This window comes from Caulobacter sp. FV2ye17ST (genome assembly GCF_058680955.1).
On record NZ_CM178727.1, the window covers coordinates 1,530,532 to 1,551,580 of the forward strand.

Here is a 21,049-nt window from a genome sequence, read left to right on the forward strand (position 1 = left end):
GGGCGTTAAGTCGGGGGCGACCATGTCGATGACACGCAAACTGAAACTGACCTGCGGCGCGGCGGCGCTGTCGCTGATCTTCGCTTGGCCGGCGGCGGCGCAACAGCGAACCTTCGATGTGCCCGCCCAGGGCGCGGCCTCGGCCATCTCGGCCTTCGCGCGCCAGGCTGGCCTGCAGGTGGTGGCTCCGGCGGACGGTCTGCAAGGTGTCCGCACCCCGGCGCTGAAGGGCGCGCTGGACGCTCGCGCGGCGCTGCGCCAGCTGATCGCCGGCACGGGTCTGGAGATCGTCTCCGACACTGGCGGGGTCATCGTTCTGCGCCGCGCGCCGACCCCGACGACCACGTCCGAAGACCCCGAGCCGCTACCCGCCGCGCTCGACACCATCGTCGTCACCGCCCAGAAGCGCGAAGAGTCGGCCCAGAACGTGCCGATCTCGCTGACAGCTTTCTCCGGTCGGACGGTCGAGACCTATCGCCTCGAGAGCCTGCGCGACATCTCGCGGTTGACGCCCGGCCTGCTGGTTTCATCCTTCAGCCAGAGCAGCCCGACCATCGCCATTCGCGGGGCGACCAACACCTTCACCCAGATCGGCGCCAACAAGCCGGTCGCCGTGGTGGTCGACGACCTTTTCATTCCGCGCAACAGCGCCGCGACCGTCGAGCTGTATGGCCTCAATTCCGTCCAGGTGCTGAAGGGACCGCAAGGCACGTTGTTCGGCCGCAATGTCACTGGCGGCGCCATCGTGCTCGACACCGGCAAGCCGGCCTTCCAAGACCAGACCGCCTTGGTCCGCGTGGGCGGCGGCGACTACCACCTGCGGCAGGTCGACGGCCTGTTGGATCTGCCGGTCGGCGATCGACTGGCCTTTCGCTTGGCCGGCTCACTCAAGTCCCATGACGGCTATGGCAAGGATCGCCTGATCCGCCGCGAGCAGGACGATCTCGACAGCCAGGGCGTTCGCGGTCAGGCGCGTTTCCAGGCCAGCGACGGCGTGGAGGTGCTGCTGGGCGCTGACTACAGCGACGACCACAATGGCGGCCGAACTCTGTCCTCGAAGGGCGCGGGATCGGACGGCGATCGACGCACCTCCGAACTCGGCTACGCTCAGGGCTTCGCTCGCAACCAGTTCGGCGCCTCGGCCCGCATCTATTGGAATGCGCCGGCCGGCCAGGTGACCGCGATCACCGGCTATCGCAAGTCGCAGTCGGGTGAGGACTATTCTGGCGTCGGCGCCAGCTATGTCTTCCTGACCGGGACCAACAGCCAGCAGGTCAATCGCGATGTCGACGATGTGGGCCTGCTGTCCCAAGAGGTTCGCTATGCCAGCCCCAAATGGTCGCGCGGTGACTTTGTGGCCGGCGTCTACCTTGCCGACGAGGACGCCAAGCGCCAGCTGACAACCCGCAGCCTGGCGGCGGTCACCGGCGTCGTCAGCGCCAACGTCCTGACCGACCAGGCGGTGAAGACCCGCAGCTACGGCGTCTTTCTGGATGGCGTGATCCACCTGCCGGCCGCCTTCGACCTGACCCTGGGCGCGCGCTATACCCGTGATGAAAAGACCGCCTCGCTGGTCCGCACCGACTTCGTCCGCGCGGTCAACAGCTTCACCGCTCGCGACTTGAAAGCCGACTGGGGCGAGGTCACGCCGCGCGCCGTCCTGACCTGGAAGCCGCGTGAGGATCTGTCGGTCTATGGCAGCGTGACGCGGGGCTATACGGCCGGCGGCTTCAACACCGACGCCGCGACGCTGGTCGCCCTGACCAGGCCCTTCGATCCGGAGACCGTCACCAACTACGAGCTTGGCGTGAAGTCGCAATGGCTGGACGACCGCCTGCGGATCAACGGCTCGATCTTTCACATGGACTACAAGGACAAGCAGGAGCTGTTCTTCAACAACCTGACCCGCATCCTGACCATCACCAATGCCGGCCAGGCGACGGTGAAAGGCGCGGAACTTGAAGTCAGCTATCGGCCGACGCCCTGGCTGAACCTGATGGCCAATTATGGCTATCTGGACAGCGTCTACGACGACTTCGTGATCCCGGGCGGGGCGGTCAACACCGGCCATCCGCTGGGCTCGTCGCCTCGCAACAAGGGCGCCCTGGCCGCCGACCTGCGCGCGCCGCTGAACGGGGCCGGCTATCTGATCGGCTCGGTCAGCTGGGCCTATACCGATGGTTACTACACCGGCGCGACCAAGGACCCGAACCTGCATGTCGAGTCCTACGCCCTGACCAACCTGTCGCTGGGCTATGAGACCCGCGACGGTGCGTGGCGGATCACGGCCTGGGCCAAGAACCTCGGCGATGTCGACTACCTGCTGACCCCCTCGACCCAGGGTGTGCTGGCCGAATATCTGGGTGAGCCCAGGACCTGGGGTCTGATGCTGTCGGCGCGGTTCTAGCCGTGGCGGGCGGCCTGGACCGGCGCGGCGTTCTGCGGAGCGTCGCCGCCCTCGGCCTTTTGGCGGGCGCCGCACGTGCGGCTGGCGACGGCATCGACGTCGTCGGTCAGCCGCTGCGGCCCTGGCGGCCAGGCGGTCTCGACATCCATCACATCGCCACCGGCCGAGGCGACTCCACCCTGATCATCGGCCCTGACGGGACCAGTCAGATGATCGACGCCGGCGCCTCAGCCACGCCGTCTCCGGCCGCGCTCGACATCCGACCGGGCCCCGAACGCCGGGCGGGAGAATGGATCGGCCGCTACGCCGTTCGGCACCTAAAAGCCGCGAGCAATCCTGGCCTCGACGCCTTGCTCGTCAGCCACCTTCACCCCGACCATCTGGGCGACGTCACCGAAGACTCGCCAATGGCGCCGGGCGGCGGCTATCGGCTGACCGGCGTCAGCGACGTGGCGGCCCTTCTGCCTATCGGCCTCATCGTCGATCGTGGCTATCCCAACTATGCCTATCCGCGCCCCTGGACCGCGCCGTTCGCGCAGAACTACGAGGCGTTCATCCGGTCGCGTTTGGCGGGTGGCGGCAGGGTCGAGCGGTTTCGAGTAGGCGCGGTTGACCAGTTCGCGCTCCGCCGCCGCCCCGCCGACTACCCCATGTTCTCCGTCCGCAACCTGGCGGCCAACGGCGAAGTCTTGTCCAAGGAGTGGGCGCGCCAGTTGTTCCCGCCGCTTCAGAGCCTGGCTCCGGACGATAGTCCCGACGAGAACGCCTGCTCGACCGCCATCCATCTGCGCTATGGCGCCTTCGACTATTTCGCGGCGGGCGACCTGACCAGCAGCACCTTCGATGGCGCGCTGCCCTGGCGCGATGTGGAGACTCCCGCCGCCCGGGCGGCGGGACCGGTCGAGGTCGCGGTGGCCCCGCACCACGGCATGTTCGACGCCACGGGACCTGACGCGGTCCGCGCGTTGCGTCCACGCGCCTGGGTGATCCTCGGCTGGCACGCAGCCCATCCCAGTATCACCACGCTCGAGCGGATGTTCAGCCAGAGACTCTACCCCGGCCCGCGCGAGGTGTTCGCCACGGGTCTTTCGCCGGCCAACGCACTAGCCAACAAGCGGCTGACTGACCGGATGAGCAGCCGCTCGGGCCACGTGGTGGTGCGCGTCGCGCCGGGAGGGGGCAGCTATCGCTTGGTGATTACCGACAACCGCGACGAAGGTGATCGAGTGGTCGCGATCTTTGGCCCATTTGTATCGGCTCCATAGCTGGCCGAGTTAAGGACCGTCTTGGAGTCCGCTTACCGGGCGGGCGCAAATGTCTGCAAATGGCGCTTCGCAACCAGACGCAGACACACCGCGCGGCATTGAGCTGCCGTCAAGGCCGGCTCGCCGTGGTCCCCACCGGCTGGCTCGCGTGAAAGCTCAAGGGTCCGGCTCTTCTACCCCAAAGCGCCGAAGGAATTCGTCGCACTCCGATGCGCGCGTCTCGCTGCCGAGGGATGGGAACATCGCTTTTGCCTGAAGCACCTGATCGCGCGCTAGGTCAGGCTCCGACCTGTCCTCCGGCGCGGCAACTCGACATGAACTGCGGGCAAATGGGGCGGGGTTCAGTCGGCGACGGCGTTGTTCGGCTCCGGGGGTAGACTGAAGAATAGGCTGAAATTGGAAGCGTCAAATACTCAGTAAGCTGATTAGATTCTCCGCGTCATTCTGCCGCTGAAAACTTATCCACAGGCTTGTCAAAATACCTTCACATTTCCAGCGGTGAGCATAAGCTCTCACTTGAGCTCGGACCAATCGAGCAAGGAGGAGAGAAATGTTCACTGTTTTTGCTGGCCTTGCCGTCGCCGCGGCCCTGTCTGCAAGTGGATCTGGGGCTGATTTCGAACAAGCAAAGATTTCATCGGCTCAGGTCTCGGGCGCCAAAATGCTCTATGTTTGTGAGCGCGACGCCAGTTCCAAGCGAACCTTCAAACGGCTTCATGGTGAGGTAAAATTCGTGACCGCTAAGTCTTTGCTTGCCAAGCGAAGCGGTGGCGACCAATGGGCAGCTCCGCGCTGCATCACGGGCGCCGAGCTACGTCGTCTGGAAGCGTCGTCCAGCGATCTGATCCAAATCAAGCATCAGACCCGCTAGAGTCGCAATGAACGCAGGTGTGAGCCCCGTCCACGTGGCTCGCAATTGAAGGGTTGGGTTGAGGTGGCGCTCTTGAGAGCCTCGCTTGACTAGGAGTGAAGTCCTCGACTCAACCCGCGACGCAAGGCGGCTACCGAGCGCTCGCAGGCGCAGAGCGTTCGGTAGCTGTTCCTTCAGCTCTCATAGCCCCTTCAGTCGTCAAATGAGTCGGCAAGGGTTCTTCGCGCCAGTAGCCATCGTTGCCTTGGAAGGATCCCTCGATCGCTCTCAAGGCCCGGGCGATCTCGTGCGACAAATGCGCGATCAGGCCATGATGCTTCTCGACGATGGCTATATCCTTGGGCGAACGCTCCAACGCGCCAGCATAACGAAACAGGATCATTTTGATGTGTCGCATCTCGCCAACGATCTTGGCGATGCGTTCACGATCGACCTGGCCAAAGTGCCGACTGCCGTGAAGTCGATGGCGCGCGCACGAGAGTAGCCATTGGCCGCGGGTCATTCCCATCGCGCGACGCTCTTCATCAAGGCGCGACCAGTCTGCGCCTGACAGTCGGATGGTCACGCCTCCAGCATTGCCGTCATCGGAGATCCGGGGTCCTGGCAGAGGCGCGAGGCTGTGGCCCTCATCGGCGAGCGCCTTGGCCACGAGCGCGCGAAGCGCCGCAGATCTTCCGCCCCGGCTGGCGGCATAGACGTCGAACAACTGCTGCATCTCGTCCGGCAACAGGAAGCCTAGCTGGGCCATCTGTAAGCATACTCGCTTGAAAATCCTGGACTCTAAGTTGCGAAAATCATCCTTGAGCGGACTATAATAAGGCGAAAGACGCTTTTGAGTCTGTTGCGATATTTCTATAGAACAAATTGATGTCAAGGATGTATCGACAAGTAAGTGGCTGAAATGGCACGTCTCCAAACTGTCGTAAAACTGTTGGTCGATTGTCGTGCAAGATCGGTAGCCCATCAAAAGGGGTTAGGAAGGGCGAGGCTTTTCCATAGGCGCTGACCAGTGGTCTTCGCTGCCCTGTTTGCGGCTGCTCGCCACTGGAGAAACCTGATGATCCGCCTCGGAAATGTTAGTTTGATCGCGCTTGCCATGGGCGCCTCTCTGGCTCTCGCTGGTTGCGGTGGCGCCGATAGCGTCGCCTCGCCGGGCGAGGGCTCCTTCGCGGGTGGTGGCACCACGACCCCGACGACCCCGACCCCGCTGCCGCCGGGCACGCCCGCCGCCGATTGCCCGACCGGCTTCGCCAATGTCGGCACGGTCGCCAATGGCACGCTGCGCAACTGCCAACTGCCCCAGTCGGTCACCGGCAACCTCGTTATTCCGCTCCGTGACGGCACGGTCTATTCGGTCAGCGGTCGCGTCGACGTTGGTCAAGATCAGGGCGGCGATCCGAACGCGCCGATCGCCGGTCGCGCCAAGGGTGTTCTGACCGTTGAAGCTGGCGTCAAGATTTTCGGCTCGGCCGGTCTGGACTACATCGTGGTCAACCGCGGCTCGCAAATCTTCGCCGAAGGCACCGCGACCAAGCCGATCATCTTCACCAGCAAGCAGAGCGTCGAAGGCACGACGGGCGTCGACTCGATCGGCCAATGGGGCGGTCTGGTCATCCTCGGCCGCGCGCCGACCAGCAACTGCTCGGGCTCGGGCGCTACGCCGGGCACGCCGAACTGCGAAGCCCAGGTCGAAGGCACCAACGCGTTCTACGGCGGCAGCTCGACCCAGGACAACAGCGGCGTCATGCGCTACCTGCGCGTCCAGCATTCGGGCTTCGTGATCGTCGCCAACAACGAACTGAACGGCATCACTATGGCCGGCGTCGGTTCGGGCACCACCTTCGACCACATCCAGGTCCACAACAGCTCGGATGACGGCATCGAGTTCTTCGGCGGCAACGTCAACGCCAAGTATCTGGTGTTGACGGGCAACGACGACGACAGCGTCGACACCGACGTGGGTTACAACGGCGCCATGCAGTTTGGCATCATCGTGCAGCGCGCCAATGGCGGTAACCGCGCGTTTGAAACCAGCAGCGCCGGCACCGCGCCGCGCTCGAACCCCAAGTTCGCCAACTTCACGGTCATCGGCCGTGGCGGCTCGGGCAACGACCTGTTCGTCGCCAACTCCTCGACCCAGAGCGTCCTGGTCAATTCCGTTCTCCAACAGACGGCCACGACGGCTGGCTGCGTTGACATCGACGACGCGACCACCGTGCCGACCTTCCACTCGGTCGCCCTGGCCTGCGGCACGCCGTTCACCAACGACAGCAATGTCGATGCGACGGCTGTCGCGGCGCTCTTCAACGCCGGTACGAACAACACGTCGTCGCTGACGTCGACGCTGAGCGGCACGTTCATCAATGGCGCCAACGAGACGGCTCGCCCCTCGTACGCCAGCATCACGAGCCTGAGCAGCTTCTTCACCAACGTCAGCTACATCGGCGCCGTCAAGGACGCCAACGACACTTGGTGGCAGGGCTGGACCTGCGGTCTGACCTCCGGTTCGACCTGCTGATCTGGACGGGGGCGGCGCTTGCGCCGCCCCCGATCCCTTTGCTCCCGCCCAATTCAAGGTTCCCGACATGAACAAGTTGTTCCTGCCCCTGAGCGGCTTCCTGCTCGCGACAACAGCGCTGGTCGCGCCACAGTTTGCCCTGGCTCAAACGCCCGCGGCCGCCCAGACGCAGTCGGGCGCCGTTCCCCAAGACTCGACCGAGGTCGAGGAAATCCTGATCCTCGGCAAGAACATTCCCGAGCCGATGCGGACCACCTCGGAGGTCGCCAGCTTCCTGACCCAGGAAGATCTGAAGCGGCAGGGTGACAGCACCGCCGCCGAGGCCCTGACGCGCGTGAGCGGCCTGAGCCTGGTGTCGGGCCGTTTTGTTTATGTTCGCGGCCTTGGCGAGCGCTACTCGTCGGCCCTGCTGAACGGCTCGCCGCTGCCCAGCCCTGAGCCGCTGCAACGCGTTGTCCCGCTCGACCTGTTCCCGTCCAGCATCCTGGCCGGCGCGACGGTCCAGAAGAGCTACTCGCCGAACTATCCGGGCGAATTCGGCGGCGGTCTCATCGACCTGCAGACCATCGCCGTGCCCGACGAAGCTTTCTTCAGCTTCGAGATCGGCACGGGCGGCAATACCGAAACCACCCTGAACAAGGGTCTGACCTATTACGGCTCGGACACCGATTTCCTCGGCTACGACGACGGTACGCGCAAGAAGCCGCCGGAACTGCGCGAAGCGCTGGGGACCGGCAAGCGCATCAGCTCGGGCAACTTCACCACGGCGCAGCTGACCCGCATCGGTCAGAGCCTGGTCAATGCGCCGCTGAACCTGATCCAGACCAAGAACAAGATCGCGCCGAACTTCTCGACCGACATCAGCGCTGGTCAGTCCTTTGATCTGGGCTGGGGCCACCTCGGTGTTGTTGCCTTGGGCGGCTTCGAGAACAGCTGGCGCACCCGTCAGGGCAAGCAGCAGGAAGGCCTGGAGCAGAACGGCGTTCTTGAGACGCGCACCGACTATGACTTCATGGCCACCAGCAACAACGTGGTGGTGAACGGCCTGTTTGGCCTGGGCCTCGAGTGGGGTGAAAACCAGATCAAGTGGACCAACCTCTATATCCACAGCACGACCAAGTCAGCGCGCCAGCGCGAGGGCAATGACGAGCTTGCTGGTCAGCAGGTTCTGGACTCCTACACCGAGTGGTTTGAGCGCTCGCTGCTCGACACCCAGATCGCCGGCAAGCACGAGTTCGGCGCCTGGAACTTCGACTGGCGCGGTTCGTACGCCAAGTCCGAGCGCGATGCGCCGTACGAGAAGTTCATCCGTTATCGCAAGGAAAACGGCGTCTACTATCACAGCGCCTCGCAGGAGCAGAATTCGACGAGCTTCAGCGAACTGGACGACACCGTCGCCAGCGCCGGCTTCGACGTTCAGTACACCCTGCCGCTGTCCTCGGGCCGCGACGCCATCTTCAGCGGTGGCTACGCCTATATGGACAACGAGCGCGACGCCGAGCGTCGTGACTTCCGCTTCCAGGGCGGCGCCATCCCGCTGACTGTCCAGCAAGAGCGCGTCGACTTCCTGCTGTCGGACTACAACATCGCTCAGGGCTACCTGACCTTCACCGAAACCACCGGGGGCGACGGCGCGGCGGCCTATGAGGCCTCGCTGAAGGTCCACGCGGCCTATGCTCAGGTCGACGCCGAATTCCTGCCGCGTCTGCGCACCTCGTTTGGTCTGCGTCTCGAAGACGCCGAGCAGGAAGTGCGGGTCGTGGATCTTTTCGGCGGCACGCCGGCGGCCCCCACCTCGCTGACGGAAACCTACGTCCTGCCGGCGGCGACGCTGACCTACAATTTCTATGAAGACATGCAGTTCCGGCTCGGCGCGTCCAAGACCATCGCCCGCCCACAGTTCCGCGAGCTGGCGCCGCAGCAGTACTTCGATCCGGACAGCGATCGCCTGTTCATCGGCAATCCCTATCTGAAGGACACCGAGCTGGTGAACCTCGACGCGCGCGTCGAGTGGTACTTCGACGCCGGCCAGTACCTGTCGGGCGGTCTGTTCTACAAGGACATCGACAGCCCCGTCGAAGCCGTGGTCAGTGAGCAGGGCGCCACCATCGTCCAGACCTATGTGAACGCCCCCAAGGCGTCGCTTTATGGCCTGGAACTGGACGCCAAGAAGTACTTCGACCTTCCGTTCGAGGGCTTCCTGTTCGACGGCAAGCGCTGGATGGTCGGCGCCAACTACACCTACTCGAAGTCCGAGGTGAAGGTGTCGGCTGGCGATGTTGTCTTCCCGCTGGCCGGAGCCGGGGCCTCGCGTCCCGCCACCGACTACGTCAAGGACGGCAGCCAGCTGCAGGGTTTGTCCGAGCACCTGGCCAATATTCAGTTCGGTTACGAGAATGCCGAGGCGCGTTCGCAGGCCACTATCCTGGCCACCTATGTCAGCGAGCGTATTTCGGCCCGCGGTCGTCCGGGGCAGCCTGATTTGATCCAGGACCCGGGCGTGTCTGTCGACTTCACCTACCGTCGCGCCTTCGACGTGATGGACCGCGAAGTCGAGTTCACGTTTAAGGCTCGCAATATTCTCGGCGAAGATTACGAGGAATATCAAGAGCTTGGTGGTGGTCGTGTTGACAACAACACCTACGACCTGGGTCAGAGCTTCACGTTCAGCCTGGCGGCCAAGTTCTAGAAGCTCCCGGGCCCTCCCGGTCTGATAGCGACACCGATAGCGCTCCCCATTCGTCCGAGTGGGGAGCGTTTGTCATCAGACCGTCGCCAAACTGTCGCTGATCTGCATCCACGCCGGGATACTCCGCCTTAGTCGGAAGCGGCGTATCGGCAGGATCCTTTGAACCTCACAGATTATTTCCGTGCGCCGAACGCCAGGGTGGTTATGGCGCTTGAGATCATCCTGCTGCTGGTCGTCGCCACACAAGGCGCGCGTCTCATCTGGATCGTCGCTACCCCCACGCTTCCGATCGCCGCGCCGGTCGCAATTCAGAAGTCTCGCGCCGATCTTGGCGTGCTGGCCAGTTTCGACGCTTTCGGCGTCTCAGGCGGCGCCGGCGCCTCGCCCGGCGGCCAAGCTGGGGGGGAGTTTCGCCTCTTTGGTGTCCGCGCCGGCGGCAGCGGCGGATCAGCCATCATCGCCGGACCCGACGGCGTCCAGAAGTCCTTTGCGGTGGGCGAACAGGTCGCCGACGGCGTCGTCCTGGCGGTTGTGGCCTCTGACCATGTCGAATTGTCCCGCGACGGCGCGCGCAGCACCCTTTCGTTCCCGGAAATCCAATGACCAAGGCCTATTCGCCGCGAACTTCCGTCCTGGCTATAGCTGCGGCCATCGCGCTGGCCGGCGCAGCCGTGCCGACGGCTCCCGCACGCGCCCAGACCCAGGTGCTGAACGTCCAGGACGCCGATATCCGCGTCTTCATCCAGGACGTAGCCAAGAGCACCGGAACCACCTTCATCATCGACCCTCGGGTCAAGGGCACGGTCACGGTCGCCAGCAATGGGCCGCTCAATCGGCGTGAGCTGTTCGAGGTTTTCCTGGCGACGCTGCGCGCGAATAACTTCGTCGCCACGCCCGCAGGCACCGGCGCCTATCGCATCGAGCCTTCGGAGAACGCCGCCCGCCAGCCCAGCACGGCCGGAGGGCAGTTCGCCACGGAAGTCTTCCGTCTGCGAACGCTGGATCCGGCGGCCGCCGTGGACATGCTCAAGCCGCTGATCGGTCCGCAGGGGCAGGTGGTGGCCAATCCGCGCGGCGGAGCCATTGTCGTGGCCGACTATGCCGACAATGTGCGCCGCATCCGCGCGCTGCTGGCCCAGGTCGATCAGGACCGCGCCAGCGTCCATACCGTGACCCTGACCAACAGCTCCGCACGGGAAATCGCTCAGGTCATCAACGAGATCATGGCCGCGCCCGGGGCGGACGGGAAGGGCGGTCGGGGCGCTGTGACCGTGGTCGCGGTCGAGAGCAGCAACTCGGTGCTGTTGCGCGGCGATTCCGACGCCGTGCAGCGCCTGCTGCCGATCATCACCGATCTGGATCGCCGGGCCGAGTCCAGCGACGACGTGCGGGTAGTCTTCCTGCGCCATGCCAATGCCGAACAGATGCTGCCGGTCCTGCAGCAACTGGTGGGCCAAAGCTCGACGGGGTCTGCGGGAGCCTCGGCGCGGTCGCTCGGCGCGACCCGGTCGGCGGGGAGCGCAGCAACGGCCAGCTCGGCCAGCGCCGCGCCCGCGGTTTCGTCGTCACCCGTCGCCTCGCCGTCCAACGGCGCCCAGGCCAGTGTCGCGCGCTATCCGGGGGCCAACGCCCTGATCATCAGCGCGCCGCCCGAAACCCAGCGCACGCTTGCCGAGGTGATCCGCCAACTCGATATCCGCCGTGAGCAGGTTTTGGTCGAAGCCATCGTCGTCGAGGTTTCCGATGACGCCGCCAAGCAATTGGGGGTTCAGTTCCTGCTGGGCGGCGCAGACGGCACGGTTCCCTTCGCCGCCACCAACTACACCAACGCCTCACCAAGCCTGTTGCCACTCGTCGCCGCCGCCGCCGCCGGCGAACCCAAGGATACGGACTCCGACGCCCTGGTGTCGCTGCGCGATGCGGCGGTCAGTTCGCTGCTGACGGCCTCGGGTATCACCAGCGGCATCGCCGGGCGCAGCGGCGACACGCTGTTTGGCGCGATCATCAATGCGGTGAAAAAGGACGCGGCGTCGAACCTGCTGTCGACGCCGTCGATCATGACCCTCGACAACGAGGAAGCCCGCATCCTGGTCGGCCAGGAAGTGCCGATCACCACGGGCGAGGTGCTGGGCGACTCCAACTCCAACCCGTTCCGCACCATCCAGCGCCAGAACGTCGGCGTTCAGTTGGAGGTCAAGCCGCAGATCAACGCCGGTGGCGGCATCACGCTGTTCCTGCGCCAGGAAGTCTCCAGCGTCGCCGGCCCGGTCAGCGTGGGCTCCAGCGAGCTGATCATCAACAAGCGCGAAATCGAGACCACGGCCCTGGTGGACGACGGCGATATCGTGGTGCTCGGCGGTCTGCTGGATCAGCAGGAGACGGTCTCGGTGCAGCGCACGCCGCTGCTGAGCGACATTCCCGGCCTGGGCGCCCTGTTCCGCAGCACGGCGCGGGAGCGCGGCAAGACCAATCTGATGGTCTTTATTCGCCCCCGGATCATCCGCAGCGTGGCGGACGCCCGCAATGTCACGGCGCCCCGCTATGACTACATGCGTAACCTGCCGGCCATGACCACGCCGGATGGCGACAATTCTCTGGACGCGGTGATCCGCGACTATCTGCGCACGGCTCCCCCCACAGCGGTCGCACCGGCGCCCGGGGCCTCGGCCCCTATCGCCGCCGTTCCGCCCGCTCCCGTCACCACTGCGCCTCTGACGCCGCGATGACCGCGCATCTGCTCGCCTATGGCTTCGCCAAACGCCATGGCGTGGTCCTGCTGTCTCTGGGCGAGCGGGCGGTGATCGGCGTGCGCGAGGGCGCAGACCCCGCCGCGCTGGTCGAGGTTCGGCGCGCTGTCGGCCTGCCGTTGGCGATCGAACCCATGGCGGCGGCGGTGTTCGATCGACGCTTTTCCGAGGTTTATGCCGGCGCGGGCCTGGCGTCCGCCTCCAGCGCCGACAGCCTTGATCTGGACGGCGGTCTGGGCCTCCTGCTGGAGGACATCCCGGCGGCGGCCGATCTGCTGGATCCCCAGGACGACGCGCCGATCATCCGGCTGATCAACGGCCTGATCGCCGAGGCGGTGCGGCTGGGCGCTTCGGATATTCATATCGAGCCCTTCGAGCAGGCGCTGATCGTGCGCCTGCGCATCGACGGCCTGCTGCGCGAGGTCCTGAGCCTGTCGCCGCGTATCGCCGCGATGCTGGTTTCGCGCGTCAAGGTGATGGCCAAGCTCGACATCGCCGAGAAGCGTCTGCCCCAGGATGGCCGGATCTCGTTGGCCCTTGGAGGCAAGAGCCTCGACGTGCGGGTTTCCACCCTGCCGGCCCGCATGGGCGAGCGGGTCGTGATGCGGATTCTCGACAAGGATCAGGCCGGCCTGCGCCTGGCAGACCTTGGCATGTCGCCTGAGGTTCTGAGCGCGCTGGAGGCCGCCGTGCGCGAGCCGCATGGCATCATCCTTGTCACTGGTCCCACCGGCTCGGGCAAGACCACCACGCTCTACGCCGCCCTGGCGGTGCTCAACGACAATAGTCGCAACATCCTGACCATCGAGGATCCGGTCGAATACGCCGTGCATGGCATCGGCCAGACTCAGGTCAACACCAAGGTCGGCATGACCTTCGCCGCCGGCCTGCGGGCCATCCTGCGCCAGGATCCCGACGTGGTGATGGTCGGCGAAATCCGCGATTCCGAAACAGCCCAGATCGCCGTCCAGGCCAGCCTGACGGGCCATCTGGTGCTGTCGACCGTCCACACCAATGACGCGGCGGGCGCGGTCGTCCGCCTGCGCGACATGGGTGTCGAACCCTTCCTGCTGGCCTCTACCCTGCGGCTGATCATCGCCCAGCGCCTGGTGCGGCGCTTGTGCGAGCACTGCCGAACCCCCGAGCCCGCCGACGCAGCCGCTGCGACCCTGGTCGGGATCGAGCCGGGCGACACCCTCTATCGCCCTGTCGGCTGCTCCCATTGCGCCCATACCGGCTATCAGGGGCGCATCGGCATCTACGAGGCCCTGCGCGTCGACGACCGCCTGCGCCGTCTGATCGGCGGCAACGCCACCGAGCAGGAGATCACCGCCGCGGGGCTGGATCGTGATCTGGGCCAGGAGGCGCGCCGCTACATCCTGGCCGGTCTGACGACGGTCGAGGAGGCCCTTCGGATCACAGGGCAGGGGGCGCGTGATGGCGACCTTTGACTATGTCGCCCTCGATCTGGCAGGCCACACCCGCCGCGGTCAGCTGAAGGCCAGCGACGAGACCGCCGCTATCGGCCAGCTGGAACGTCGCCGGCTGGCTCCGGTCAGGATCGTGCCCGCCGTCGCCAAGCCGACGGTCAGCGGAGCCAGATCGTTTGGCCGGGGTCTGGGCGCTAAGGACCGCTCAATGTTCACGCGCCAGCTGGCGACCCTGACCACGGTGTCGACGCTGGAAGAAGCTCTGCGCACCATTGCTCTCCAGGCCGACAAGCCCAGGCTCAAGCAGGTCATCGGCGAGGTCCACGCCGCCGTGCTGGAAGGCCACCGGCTTTCGGACGCCCTGGCGCGGCCGGCCAAGGCCTTTCCGCCGCTCTATCGGGCGATGGTCTCGGCTGGCGAGTCGTCTGGCGCCCTGCCGACAATCCTAGATCGTCTCGCCGACCTGCTGGAGCAACAGCAACAGGTCCGGGCCAAGATCACCACGGCGCTGGTCTATCCGATCGTTCTGGCCATGGTCGCCTGCCTGGTGGTGGCGGCCCTGATGATCTTCGTGATCCCCAAGGTGGTCGAGCAGTTCGACTCCATGGGCCAGACCCTGCCGCTGCTGACGCGGATCGTCATCGGCCTGTCGACCGGCCTGCAGTCATTCGGATGGCTGATCGCGCTGGTCATGGCGGTGGGCGTGATCGCCTTCCTGCGCGGCCTGCGCAGTCCACCTTTCAAGCTTGCCGTCGATCGCGCCCTGCTGCGCGCGCCCCTGCTGGGCCGCTTGATCCGCGATGTTCACGCCGCCCGTCTGGCGCGGACCCTGGCCACCATGATCGCCAGCGGCCTGCCCATGCTGGAAGGGCTGATGCTGACGGCCGGCACGGTGCGTAACGCCGTCCTGCGCGGGGCGATGGACGACATGATCGCCGCCATTCGCGAGGGCGGCGCCCTGTCGGTCGCCATGCGGCGCGTCGAGGTGTTTCCACCTGTGCTGGTCTACATGACCGCCAGCGGCGAGAGCAGCGGCCGGGTCGAGACCATGCTGATGCGCGCCGCCGACTATCTGGAACGCGAGTTCGACACCTTCACCGCGATGCTGCTCAGCCTGCTGGAGCCGGCGATCATCGTGCTGCTGGGCGGGGTGGTGGCGACCATCGTCCTGTCGATCCTGCTGCCCATCCTGCAGATCAACACCCTGGCCTTGAACTAGGAGGCGCGACCATGCCCAAGCCGGAACACAACAAACGTCGCCGTTCGCGAGAGGCCGGCTTCACTCTGGTCGAGATGATGGTGGTCATCGTCATCCTGGGCCTGCTGGCCACGGTGGTTGCGATCAACGTCCTGCCCAGCCAGGACAAGGCGATGAAGGAAAAGGCCCGGGCCGATGTGTCGGTGCTGGAGCAGGCGCTGGAAAGCTACCGCCTCGACATGTTCGCCTTCCCGCCGACCGAGGCCGGCCTGCAGGCCCTGGTGACCCCGCCGGCCGGCGCCCAGGCCGACCGCTATCGTGAGGGCGGTTATATCCGCCGTCTGCCCAAGGACCCCTGGGGCAACGCCTATCAGTACCGCGCGCCGGGCGTGCGTGGCGCCATCGACATCTTCTCCTTCGGCGCCGATGGCCGCGAGGGCGGGGAGGGCAAGGACGCCGACATTGGCAACTGGAGTTGAACCCCGGCGCCTGACAGCCGCGCGTGCTTCGCGTGCGGGTTTCACCCTGGTGGAGCTGATGGTCGTTCTGGTGATCATGGGCCTGCTGGCGGGCGCCGTGATCCTGACCCTGCCGGATGGGCGGATGTCGCTGGCCCAGGAAAGCGAGCGCTTCGCCGCGCGCCTGCTGCGCGCGCGCGAGGAGGCGCTGCTGGTCAATCGCCAGGTTCGCGTCAGCGTATCGCCCGCCGACTACCGGTTCGATATTCGCGATGGACGCGACTGGCGGGCGCTGGATCGCGCCCCCTTCGCGACGACGCCCTGGATCGACGAGACCCGCGTCTCCGCCGAGGGAACCGAAAGCGCCGTGGTCTTCGAGCCCACGGGCCAGGCCAGCGCGGCTGATTTCGTCCTTGGGCGGGCCAAGGTTGGCTATCGCGTGAGTGTCGACCTCGCCGGCAATGTGACTGTCCATGACCCGCGCGCGCTCTGAGGCCGGCTTCACCCTGATTGAGCTGCTGGTCGCCCTGGCGATCTTCAGCCTCGCCGTGCTGGCCCTGCTGAACCTGGCCGGCGAGAACACCCGCGCCGGCGGTCGATTGCAGGACCGGATCCTGGCCGAGGTGGTCCTCGACAACCGCGCCGTGGAGACCATCGCCAGCGTTTCTCCGCCCGGCCTGGGCAAGACAGCCGGCCAGGAGGTTGTCGCCGGACGCCCTTGGCTATGGACGAAACAGGTCAGCCGCACCGCCGACCCGGACATCCTGCGCGTTGATATCGCCGTGGCCCAGCCGCGCTCGCGCCAGCCCTCGGCCATGGCCACTGTGTTCAGGTTGGCCCGATGAAGGGCTTCACCCTGATCGAGATGCTGGTGGCGCTGCTGATCTTCGCGCTGATCACTGCCGCCGGTGTGGCCGTGATGAGCACCACCCTGTCCAATCAGGGCGCGGTGCGGACCAAGGTCGAGCGCTATGCCGAACTGCAGCGCACCCGGGCCATCCTCAAGGCCGATCTGTCGCAGGCCGCCTCGCGGCGCACGCGGGGCGAGGATGGAATGCCGGCGATGACGGCCTTCGCCGGCGGCAGCCCTTGGGGCGTGGGCGGTCCGCTGCTGGCCTTCACGCGCCGGGGCTACGAAAACCCCGACGCCGCGCCGCGCGCCTCGATGCAATATGTCGAATATGCCCTCGTCGAGGGGCGGTTGGAAAGACGGGCCAGGTCCGCCCTGGACGGCGCCCGCCTGGGGCCGGCCCAGGTGCTGATGACCAACGTCGACAGCGCCCAGATGGCCTTCCTGTTCAACGGCGCCTGGAGCCCGACCTGGAAGGGCAATCCCCAGACCGACATCCCCACGGCCGTTCGGGTGAATCTGCGGCTCACCGACATGGGCGTCATCGACCAGTTGTTCCTCACCTCGGGGGAGGGGCGATGAGACCCGAACGCGAAAAGGGCGCGGCGCTGCTGACGGTGCTGTTGATGGTCGCGGTGATCGCGGTGATCTCGATCGGCGTGCTGGACGATATCCGCTTTGGCATTCGCCGCACCTTCAACGCCCGCGTCGCCAATCAGGCCCAGTGGTTCGCGCTGGGAACCGAGCAACTCGCCCGCGCCAGAATCCGGCAGCTGATGGATCGCGACGCCAGCAAGACCACGCTGGAAGGCGACTGGAACGGCCGCGTGATCGCTTTCCCGATCGAGCAGGGCCAAATGGAGGCCACGCTCACTGACGCCACGGGGTGTTTCAACCTCAACAGCTTGGTCGAGGCCAATCAGGGCGAGCCCTTCCGCCGCCGCGACCTTGGTGTGCGTCAGTTCTCGACCCTGCTGTCGCTGGTGGGCGCGCCCAATGAGCGCGAACTGGCCGAGAACCTGGCCGAGTGGATGGATAGCAACGACGTCGGCCGCGCGGAAGCCGAGGACCAGGGCTATGTCAATCTGCCCCAGCCCCACAGGACCGCGGGCGGGCCGCTGGCCGAGGTCAGCGAACTGCGGGCGGTGCGCGGCTTCACGCCCGAGATCTATGCGGCCCTGCGGCCCTATGTCTGCGCCCTGCCGACGACCGATCTGTCGCCGATCAATGTCAACACCCTGCCGTCCGAGCGCGCTCTGCTGCTGACCGCCCTGACCGAAGGAAAGATTGCGGGGGAAACGGCGCGCAGCGTGCTGGATCGTCGGCCGACCCAAGGCTGGCCTGACGCCCAGGCGTTCTGGGGCGAGCAGGCCCTGCTGGCTACGCCGCCCGGCGACGTCGTGCGCGAGCAGATTCGCTTTCGCACGCGTTTTTTCGCGCTCAGCAGTCAGGTGGTCTTTGCCGACATGCCGATCTTCATGACCTCTCTTTTTGAAACCCGTACGGCCAGCACGGTGACGCTGGTCGCGCGACGTTGGACCTCGGACGAATGACCGTGCTGCGCCTGCTGATATTGCCGCCCGAGAGCGGCGCCCGGCTCGAGCTGATCGAGGCCGAGGGGGTTGTCGTGTCCCGCCGCCCCGTCGAGACCGACGAACGGCTGGATGTCGCGGCCGTACTGGTCGCGCCCGGCGCCGACACCGTCGCCCGCTGGATGGACCTGCCGATCGGCAGCCCGGCCCAGGCCCGTTCGGCCGCGGCGTTTCGCGTCGAAGACGAGATAGCGCTGGCTGGCGAGGAACTTCACATCGCGGTCGGGGGCCTGGACGAGGCGGGACGCACGCTGGTGGTCTGGACGGCGCGCGCCAAGCTCAAAGCCTGGCTCGAAACGGCCCTGGCCCATGGCGTCAGTCCGGAAGCGGTGATCCCCGACTATCTGCTGTTGCCGGAAGACCCGAGCGGGCAGTTGATCGTCGCACCGTTCGGGGAGCGTCTGGGACTTCGGGAGCCGGGCAGGGCGTTCAATGTCGAGCCCGATCTGGCCGCGTTGCTCGCTGAAGATCGGCCGCATCGCTACATCCCCGCGGCGGAGCTTGATCCGTGGCTGGCGGCGGGGGCGCGGTCGCCGGCGATCAACCTGCTGCAGGGCCAGTTCGCGGTCCGTAGTGGCGCGCCGGCGCGGGGGCGGAAGCGACTTGTCATTCTGGCGGCCGTCGCCGTGATCTCGCCGCTCATTCTGGTTCTGGCCCAGATCGCTCATGACCAACTGACCGCCCGCGCGCTGGAGCGGCAGGCCAGAAGCCTGGCGGTCTCGATGGTCCCGCAGGCGTCGCGCTATGAAGATCCGGCCGCCTTCGCCCTGTCCAGGATCACGGCCGCCCAGGGACGTCAGGGCTTTGGTGACCTGGCGGCCAGCTATCTGGCCATGGTGCGCTCGGCGCCCGGCGTGACGCTGGACACCCTGGTCTATGGCGACGACGGCGCGATCCGCTCGGCGATCGCCTATGCCAACTATTCGGACATGGACCAGCTTCGCGACGCGGCCAGGAAGGCCGGGCTCCAGCTGACCGAGCAGAGCACGGTCACCGAGGGCGCCCGCATCACCAGCGATCTCATCGTCAGGAGACAGCCATGATCGAGCGGATTGAAGCCGCGCGGCAGTGGTGGCTGTCGCGCTCTGACCGGGAGCGCGTGCTGCTGGCCGTCATGCTTGCGGCCGTGCTTGGCGTCGTGGGTTGGTACGGGATTATCTCCCCGCTGCGCAGCGCCGCCGAGGATAGCCAGATGCGCGTCGAGACGGCGGCCAGAAAGCTGGCGAGCTTGAAAGCGGCGGCGCGGGTGAACGCGCCCCAGCCTGCTCGAACCGCCGCAGCCCCACAGGTTCTGGTCGAGGCCAGCGCGGTCAAGGCCGGCGTGCCGATCGCGCGGCGACGGCAGGACGCCAACGGCCAGTTCACGATCTGGATCACAGCGATCGACGCACGGACCTTGCTGCCCTGGGTGGCGGCTGTTGAGCGCGAGGGCGGCGTCACGGTGGCCGACTTCACCGCCTCGCGACTGGACGGCGGTGTCGTCGAGGCCGAAATCACCTTTGCCGGGGCCGTGCGATGAGCAACCGAACGTTCGTCGCGATCCTGATCGCGGCCCTGGTGCTGATGACCGTGATCCTGGCCCCAGTTGGGCTGCTGACCGGCGCCATGGCGGGCTCAAGCCGGGTGGGCATGACAAGCGCCAGGGGCACGGTGTGGGCTGGGCGCCTGAACAATGTCACCATCGCGGGCAATCCGGTCGGAGACCTGAAGGTGGGCCTTTCGCCCCTGTCCTTGATGACGGGCCAGATGCGACTGAGCCTGCGCAGAACGCCGCTGGCTGACGCGCGGGTCGTACTCCTGAAGGGCGGGCGGGCCACGGGTGTCGAGGGGCTGAACCTGCGAACGCCGATCGATCTGACCGCGACCGGACTGCCCCTCTCGGGCGTGGTGGGCTTCACGGACGTGGCCGGCGTGTTCCGCCAGGAGCGATGCCTCCGGGCCAAGGGGCGCGTTCAGCTCATCCTCGCGGGAGACAGCCCCCTGCGCGGCGCTGTGCTCAACGGCGAACCGGTCTGTCGGAGCGGCGTCTGGAGCGCGACCCTGGTTGGGCCGGCGGCTGACGGCAAGGCGACGCTGGCGATCAGGATTGACGGCAAGGGCCGCTACCAGTTGGAAATTATGGTCGCGACGGTCAATGAAGTCATGATCCAGGGCTTGCTGGGTTCGGGATTTCTGCGGGATGCGGTCGGGGCGCGACGCACGGTGGAAGGACGCCTGTAGAGGGCGTCAGGCCAGACCTTCGCGGATCAGCACATGTAGCGGACCCCACAGCCAGGTCAGCCAGGCGCCGATGGCGAGAAACGCGCCGAATGGCAACTCCTGGCCCGGCGCCAGGCGACGGCGCACGATCGCTTTCGATGCGGCGACGCTCAAGCCGGCGACGCACGCCCAGATCAGCACCGAGGGCAGGCCCTGCCATCCCACCCAAGCCCCGATGGCCCCCAGCAGGCGGGGATCACCGCCGCCCATACCATCAAAACCCCGAACTCTCTTGTAGAGCCAGGCGATCGCCGCCAGCCCACAAAAGCCCGCAGCCGCGCCCAGCAGCGGTGTCCAGACGGAAACGTTGGCGAAGCCGACCGTCAGGAGCGCCCCGGCCAGGCCAAGCGGCAGGGTCAGCATGTCGGGCAGCCACAGGTGCTCGGCGTCGACGACCGCGATCAGCAGCAAAGCCCAACCCAGAAGCGCCGTCACGGGAATCATCACGCCGGTCTGGGTGAGCGCGCTCCAGAGGGCGATGAGCAAACAGCCGCCTTCCAGCAGGAGATAGCGGGGCGGTATGGCGGCGCGGCAGGTTCTGCAGCGTCCTCGCAAGACCAGAAAACTTAGCAAGGGAAGTAGATCGACGACCCCGAGAGGGCGACCGCAGGCATCGCACGCCGAACGTGAAATCGCCCAAACGCGACCGGCCGGCAAGCGTAGCGTCAGCAGGCCGATGAAGCTGCCCACGAAAGGACCGAAGGTCAGGGTCGAAACGGCCCAGAGGTGGTCGATGGTCAAGCCTTGTAGTCCCAAGCTTACCGG

General features: G+C 66.2%; 20 protein-coding genes. 17 read left to right on the forward strand and 3 right to left on the reverse strand.

The window, feature by feature from the left end:
* Window positions 1–28 precede the first annotated feature (28 nt).
* Complete coding sequence (locus ACW17V_RS07460) at window positions 29–2,407, forward strand: TonB-dependent receptor (protein ID WP_492108220.1); 2,379 nt, start codon at window positions 29–31, stop codon at window positions 2,405–2,407.
* Here the strand turns inward: ACW17V_RS07460 and ACW17V_RS07465 are convergent.
* Entirely contained in the window at window positions 2,404–2,556 is a 153-nt protein-coding gene (locus ACW17V_RS07465) for a hypothetical protein (RefSeq protein WP_492108221.1), read from the reverse strand. The two genes, ACW17V_RS07460 and ACW17V_RS07465, sit on opposite strands and share 4 nt — an antisense overlap.
* Before the next feature lie 60 nt (window positions 2,557–2,616).
* Between ACW17V_RS07465 and ACW17V_RS07470 the strand changes: the two genes are divergently transcribed.
* Together ACW17V_RS07470 and ACW17V_RS07475 are read left to right on the forward strand one after the other, a co-directional pair.
* On the forward strand, window positions 2,617–3,672 hold the full coding sequence (locus ACW17V_RS07470) for a ComEC/Rec2 family competence protein (protein WP_492108222.1): 1,056 nt from the start codon (window positions 2,617–2,619) through the stop codon (window positions 3,670–3,672).
* Window positions 3,673–4,222: 550 nt separating this feature from the next.
* Window positions 4,223–4,543: a hypothetical protein gene (locus ACW17V_RS07475; protein WP_492108223.1), complete on the forward strand. Its 321-nt coding sequence runs from the start codon at window positions 4,223–4,225 to the stop codon at window positions 4,541–4,543.
* Between the two features lie 130 nt (window positions 4,544–4,673).
* On the opposite strand, the gene ACW17V_RS07480 is transcribed toward ACW17V_RS07475, so the two are convergent.
* Window positions 4,674–5,291 (reverse strand): hypothetical protein, encoded by a 618-nt coding sequence (locus ACW17V_RS07480; RefSeq protein WP_492108224.1) that lies wholly within the window; start codon window positions 5,289–5,291, stop codon window positions 4,674–4,676.
* A 333-nt stretch (window positions 5,292–5,624) separates the two neighbouring features.
* On the opposite strand from ACW17V_RS07480, the gene ACW17V_RS07485 reads away from it, so the two are divergent.
* From ACW17V_RS07485 to gspN, 14 genes are all read left to right on the forward strand, one after another.
* Entirely contained in the window at window positions 5,625–7,061 is a 1,437-nt protein-coding gene (locus tag ACW17V_RS07485) for a beta-helix domain-containing protein (RefSeq protein WP_492108225.1), read from the forward strand.
* 67 nt (window positions 7,062–7,128) lie between these two features.
* A complete protein-coding gene (locus tag ACW17V_RS07490; RefSeq protein WP_492108226.1) occupies window positions 7,129–9,750 on the forward strand; it encodes a TonB-dependent receptor domain-containing protein in 2,622 nt (873 codons plus the stop codon).
* Window positions 9,751–9,954: 204 nt separating this feature from the next.
* Complete coding sequence (locus ACW17V_RS07495) at window positions 9,955–10,353, forward strand: type II secretion system protein N (protein WP_492108227.1); 399 nt, start codon at window positions 9,955–9,957, stop codon at window positions 10,351–10,353.
* On the forward strand, window positions 10,350–12,476 hold the full coding sequence (gene gspD, locus ACW17V_RS07500; RefSeq protein ID WP_492108228.1) for a type II secretion system secretin GspD: 2,127 nt from the start codon (window positions 10,350–10,352) through the stop codon (window positions 12,474–12,476). The genes ACW17V_RS07495 and gspD overlap by 4 nt, the downstream gene beginning before the upstream one ends.
* Entirely contained in the window at window positions 12,473–13,948 is a 1,476-nt protein-coding gene (gene gspE, locus ACW17V_RS07505; RefSeq protein WP_492108229.1) for a type II secretion system ATPase GspE, read from the forward strand. The genes gspD and gspE overlap by 4 nt, the downstream gene beginning before the upstream one ends.
* On the forward strand, window positions 13,935–15,146 hold the full coding sequence (gene gspF / locus ACW17V_RS07510; protein ID WP_492108230.1) for a type II secretion system inner membrane protein GspF: 1,212 nt from the start codon (window positions 13,935–13,937) through the stop codon (window positions 15,144–15,146). Before gspE ends, gspF begins: the two co-directional genes overlap by 14 nt.
* An 11-nt stretch (window positions 15,147–15,157) precedes the next feature.
* On the forward strand, window positions 15,158–15,604 hold the full coding sequence (gspG, locus tag ACW17V_RS07515) for a type II secretion system major pseudopilin GspG (RefSeq protein WP_492108231.1): 447 nt from the start codon (window positions 15,158–15,160) through the stop codon (window positions 15,602–15,604).
* A 58-nt stretch (window positions 15,605–15,662) separates the two neighbouring features.
* Window positions 15,663–16,076, forward strand: a complete 414-nt coding sequence (locus ACW17V_RS07520) for a GspH/FimT family pseudopilin (RefSeq protein ID WP_492108232.1) — start codon at window positions 15,663–15,665, stop codon at window positions 16,074–16,076.
* The gene (gene gspI / locus ACW17V_RS07525; protein ID WP_492108233.1) at window positions 16,057–16,428 is read left to right on the forward strand and encodes a type II secretion system minor pseudopilin GspI; all 372 of its coding nucleotides are present in this window, start codon (window positions 16,057–16,059) and stop codon (window positions 16,426–16,428) included. The genes ACW17V_RS07520 and gspI overlap by 20 nt, the downstream gene beginning before the upstream one ends.
* Window positions 16,425–17,015 (forward strand): type II secretion system minor pseudopilin GspJ, encoded by a 591-nt coding sequence (gene gspJ, locus ACW17V_RS07530; protein ID WP_492108234.1) that lies wholly within the window; start codon window positions 16,425–16,427, stop codon window positions 17,013–17,015. The genes gspI and gspJ overlap by 4 nt, the downstream gene beginning before the upstream one ends.
* Window positions 17,012–17,986 (forward strand): type II secretion system minor pseudopilin GspK, encoded by a 975-nt coding sequence (gspK, locus tag ACW17V_RS07535; RefSeq protein WP_492108235.1) that lies wholly within the window; start codon window positions 17,012–17,014, stop codon window positions 17,984–17,986. The genes gspJ and gspK overlap by 4 nt, the downstream gene beginning before the upstream one ends.
* Window positions 17,983–19,068, forward strand: coding sequence for a type II secretion system protein GspL (gspL, locus tag ACW17V_RS07540; RefSeq protein ID WP_492108236.1), 1,086 nt, complete (start codon window positions 17,983–17,985; stop codon window positions 19,066–19,068). Before gspK ends, gspL begins: the two co-directional genes overlap by 4 nt.
* The gene (locus ACW17V_RS07545) at window positions 19,065–19,544 is read left to right on the forward strand and encodes a type II secretion system protein M (RefSeq protein WP_492108237.1); all 480 of its coding nucleotides are present in this window, start codon (window positions 19,065–19,067) and stop codon (window positions 19,542–19,544) included. Before gspL ends, ACW17V_RS07545 begins: the two co-directional genes overlap by 4 nt.
* Window positions 19,541–20,245 (forward strand): type II secretion system protein N, encoded by a 705-nt coding sequence (gene gspN / locus ACW17V_RS07550; RefSeq protein WP_492108238.1) that lies wholly within the window; start codon window positions 19,541–19,543, stop codon window positions 20,243–20,245. The genes ACW17V_RS07545 and gspN overlap by 4 nt, the downstream gene beginning before the upstream one ends.
* Window positions 20,246–20,251: 6 nt before the next feature.
* On the opposite strand, the gene ACW17V_RS07555 is transcribed toward gspN, so the two are convergent.
* Window positions 20,252–21,025, reverse strand: a complete 774-nt coding sequence (locus ACW17V_RS07555) for a prepilin peptidase (RefSeq protein ID WP_492108239.1) — start codon at window positions 21,023–21,025, stop codon at window positions 20,252–20,254.
* Between the last annotated feature and the right edge of the window lie 24 nt (window positions 21,026–21,049).